Genomic DNA, 3,826 nt, shown 5'->3' with positions numbered 1-3,826 from the left:
CTTTTTTGTTGTTATACAGAGAGTTCAATCTGCGCCTTTTTAAAATCAAATGCAAGGTTTTGCTTTAAGAGAGCTAAAAATGTTTTTCCAGCTGTACTTACGGTGTGAGACTGGTGCTTTAAAATGCCGATTGCAGGGCCCTCATGTAAGTCATGAATCGTTTTAACCACCACTTGATCTGGCGGAAGAGTTGCGCTTATTTGTGGAACAACGGCTATTCCTAAGTTTTCTTTTACAAAATGCTGAAGTGTGCTAATAGTGCCTAACTGGACTTTAGCAGGCAGCTGTCCTGTTCGTTCAAAGATTAGCTGCTCAATTTTCTTTTGAACGGAAGATTGCCCAGCTGTAATCAGCGTTTCGTGTATTAAATCTTTTGCAAAGATTGTTTTTCTTTTTGTTAGAGCATGATTGAATGGTAGTAGCAGCACAAGTTTTTCCGTTAGCAATGCCTCAAATTCTATATCTCTGAACGATTCTGAGACAGTGCCAATCGCGAAATCAATTTCTTGATTGCGTATATGTTGATGAAGGTGCTTTTCGTCTGCAACGAGTAAGCTAATTTCTGTGTTGGGATATCTTTTTTTAAATAATGAGAGAATGGAAGGCAGTCGACTGCTTGCTGTAGGCTCTGCAGCACCTATACGGATAGTGCCAGCTTCGCCTGTTGAATAATCCTTTAAGGTGTTATTTAGGTATTCATATTCCTTTAGTAAGATATTTGCCCGCTCGTAAAAGATTTTACCTGCTTCAGTAAGTTTAATGCTTTTTCCACGTTCTAAAAGCTTAAATCCTAGTTCGGATTCTAACTTTTGAATGTGCAATGTAATAGTAGGCTGAGAGTACTTTAAATATTCAGCGGCTAATTGAAAGCTTCCTAAACGAACAATGGTTTGAAACGTTTTAATAACGCGAAATTCCATCGAATTCCCTCCTTTTGCTATAAAACGATTGTGTTAATTTCTAATATTTTACCATAAAGCTAAGAATTAAAGTTTACAATTCCAATAAAAATACTAAGTATTAAGAAATATAAAGAAGTCATTTAGGTTTTTTAATAAAAATAAATGACATAATTAAATACGCATCTCATATGAGATGCGTATTTAATCACTGTTGTTGCTGTTCTCCGCCTGAGTCAGATCCAGCGGAAGAAGAACCACCATCGTCGCTGCTTTGTTTTTGTCCACCTTGTGTTTCTTCAGCGGCTTTCAAAAGAATGTCTTGAATTTTAGATTGATAAAGAGGGCTATCAAACGTTTCGGTCATAATCTTTTGTAAATAAGTGCGATATTCTTTACTCTTTAAAACAGTCAGTACTTCTTTTTCCATAGCCGGATCCTTTAAAACATCTTGAAGCATTCCTTGATATTCAGGATCTTTCATTAGTTGTTTGATGACCGTCTTATTTTCTTTTTCCAAACTTTTAGCAAAGCTTTCAGCAAACTTCGGATCATCCATGGCTTTTTTCCAAAATTCCACGCCTTTATCTGATACGAGGGTTTGAGAAATTGTATCTTTTATCGCGTTTTGATCCATTAAAATATCTTGTCTAACAGAAGGGTCTTTCATAATTGCCTCGACTGCTTTTTTTCCTTCATCTGTTTTTAAAATATCAACAACCATTTTCTTTGTTTGATCATAATCCATACCATTGTTCTCTTCATCTTGCGGTGCACAGGCTGTAGCTAAAAGCATACACATTCCTATATAAATGAGGAGCATGAGTCGCTTTTTCATAGTAATGAGCTCCTTTCCTAATATGCTTACGCTTAATATGAGATAAACAAGGTTTTTTATTCATAAAAGAGCTCTAGATTTTTCAAAACGTGATTGGTACAATTTATGAAAAGGTACAATTTTGTAACTTATGGGGGAGATGGAAGTGAATAGTCGAAATTGGGTTCGTCTATTTCTAACCACGTTAGCTGTTGGGGGTATAAGTACAGCTGTTGTTGGGTTTGCGGTGCGCTGGGGGGAATACGGTCACTTATTTCAACAAGGAAAGATAGGAGAAATTGTTGCTGTTTTAACATGGCTCGTAGGAGTAGGGTTTATTTTTAGTTTAATTAGCCAAATGGGTTTTTTTGCATATTTAACTATTCACAGATTTGGGTTGGGAATTTTTAAATCTGCATCTCTTTGGAAATCGGTTCAAATTGTATTTGTTTTATTTGTATTATTTGACGTTGCTTATTTTCGATATAAGTTCTTCCAACAAACGGGAGAAGGCATAGGTAAGTATATTTTGTTAAGCGTTTTCTTGTTAGCAGTGGGGTTGTTAGTGGCGTATGCAAAGAAAAAGCAGACGAATAAAGAGGCTTTTGTACCAGCGCTGTTTTTTATGATTGTTGTAACGACAATTGAATGGTTCCCAGCGCTGCGAACGAACGAAGAAAGCTGGCTTTACCTTATGTTGTTTCCACTTCTAATTTGTAATATGTATCAACTTCTTATTTTGCCGAAACTTCTTACGCATGCAAGAATAGCAAAAGCAGACAAATAGCATATTTGTCTGCTTTTGCTTTCCATATACAGTGGGTATAGATCTTAGCGGATATCTTTTACCTGGGTTTTTGAATTTGAAATTAATGTTGAAACACTTACGTTTGAGACTTTTTTATTTTGTAATGAATTCTTGATATATGGAATAGCCTTTGCTGTTTGTTGAGCGGAGTCAGACGCGTGCAGCAATATAATATCTCCCCCGTCTAAAGGCTTTGTAACATTCGATACAATCTTTTTAACCCCTGGATTTGTCCAGTCTTTAGAGTCAATGCTCCAGTGAACAGTAGTATATCCTATATCTGCTGTTAACTTTAAGATGTCTTTATTAAATTGCCCGTTAGGAGGACGAAGAAGGTGAACATCTTTAAGGCCTAGAGAATCAAATACTTTCTTTGATTTTGCAAGATCCTGTCTAATCTCATTAGGTTTTAGGCTTGTATAAGAAGTATAGTCATAGCCCATTGTGCCAATTTCGTGACCTTCTTTCTTAATGCGCTCTACAACATCTGGGTGACGTTCAGCCCATGAAGCAGATAAAAAGAAAGTAGCATGTTCAATATGCTGTTTTTTCAGTTCATTTAGAATAGGAATAGCTCTTTCGTCTCCCCAGCTGATGTTAAATGTAAGAGCGACTTCGGGATTTTTATCATCCGCCTTATAAACAGCTCGTGGACCATTATCTGTTGAAAACACAGGGAAGTGAAACGTCTGCTGAGCATAAAGAAAAAAGCTTGTAAAAAAAGCAGCAACTACGATAAGCATTGTTTGTTTGATTCTTTTAGCTCGAATAGTATAAAACATATTCATTTTGTCACCTCATTTAATAAGTAGTACTTGTCTAATTTGTATGCGTTTTGTCTACAATTAATAACAGGTAAGGAAAAGAACGACTGATTTTATTTTGATGTTTGAGAATCAATGTCGCAAAAAGCAGGTGAATCAATGAAAATTTGTTTATTTAATCAGGTGGAGTGTTTAGAGTTAGAAGCACTACTCAGAGAAGAAATGAAGAGAACAAACGTTGTTTTTCAACAAAGTTTGAATCAGGTAGTTCTTGAACGAAACATTCAAGAGAAGTATCAAATCCTTTCAAAGATCTTGCTAAGGTTCAGTGAAAGCAGGGAAGTAAACAAGGTTTTTTAATAAAACGAAAAAAACTTTCCAAAAAGTATTGACTTTATATAATACAGATGTTAAATTATTAAATGTCGCTGATGAGTGATTGGAAAGCAATCGCAATTCATCAGAAATAAAATATTAAAAAGTTGTTGACAAATGAAAGGCAACTTGTTAATATAAAAAAGTCGCTCAAGAGCGGCGG

4 protein-coding genes are annotated in these 3,826 nt (G+C 35.5%); 1 reads left to right on the top strand and 3 read right to left on the bottom strand.

What is annotated here, in order from left to right; translation table 11 throughout:
* Nucleotides 1-11: 11 nt before the first annotated feature.
* Entirely contained in the window at nucleotides 12-920 is a 909-nt protein-coding gene (locus tag N178_RS25380) for a LysR family transcriptional regulator (RefSeq protein ID WP_045295635.1), read from the bottom strand.
* Between the two features lie 187 nt (nucleotides 921-1,107).
* Nucleotides 1,108-1,737 (bottom strand): spore germination lipoprotein GerD, encoded by a 630-nt coding sequence (gerD, locus tag N178_RS25375; RefSeq protein ID WP_033580786.1) that lies wholly within the window; start codon nucleotides 1,735-1,737, stop codon nucleotides 1,108-1,110.
* A 145-nt stretch (nucleotides 1,738-1,882) separates the two neighbouring features.
* Between gerD and N178_RS25370 the strand changes: the two genes are divergently transcribed.
* Nucleotides 1,883-2,503 (top strand): KinB-signaling pathway activation protein, encoded by a 621-nt coding sequence (locus N178_RS25370; RefSeq protein WP_045295634.1) that lies wholly within the window; start codon nucleotides 1,883-1,885, stop codon nucleotides 2,501-2,503.
* A gap of 44 nt (nucleotides 2,504-2,547) precedes the next feature.
* On the opposite strand, the gene pdaB is transcribed toward N178_RS25370, so the two are convergent.
* Nucleotides 2,548-3,312 carry a polysaccharide deacetylase family sporulation protein PdaB gene (gene pdaB, locus N178_RS25365; protein WP_045295633.1) on the bottom strand — a complete coding sequence of 255 codons (765 nt, stop codon included), beginning with the start codon at nucleotides 3,310-3,312 and terminating at the stop codon, nucleotides 2,548-2,550.
* Nucleotides 3,313-3,826: the final 514 nt, after the last annotated feature.

Source organism: Priestia aryabhattai B8W22, from assembly GCF_000956595.1.
In the GTDB taxonomy this organism is placed as follows: Bacteria; Bacillota; Bacilli; order Bacillales; family Bacillaceae_H; genus Priestia; species Priestia aryabhattai.
This window is presented reverse-complemented; position numbering and strand designations above follow the sequence as displayed.

Bases quoted from the DNA above. Each gene is read 5' to 3' on its own strand.
- N178_RS25380 (WP_045295635.1), bottom strand. From the start codon at position 920: ATGGAATTTCGCGTTATTAAAACGTTTCAAACCATTGTTCGTTTAGGA.
- gerD (WP_033580786.1), bottom strand. From the start codon at position 1,737: ATGAAAAAGCGACTCATGCTCCTCATTTATATAGGAATGTGTATGCTT.
- pdaB (WP_045295633.1), bottom strand. From the start codon at position 3,312: ATGAATATGTTTTATACTATTCGAGCTAAAAGAATCAAACAAACAATG.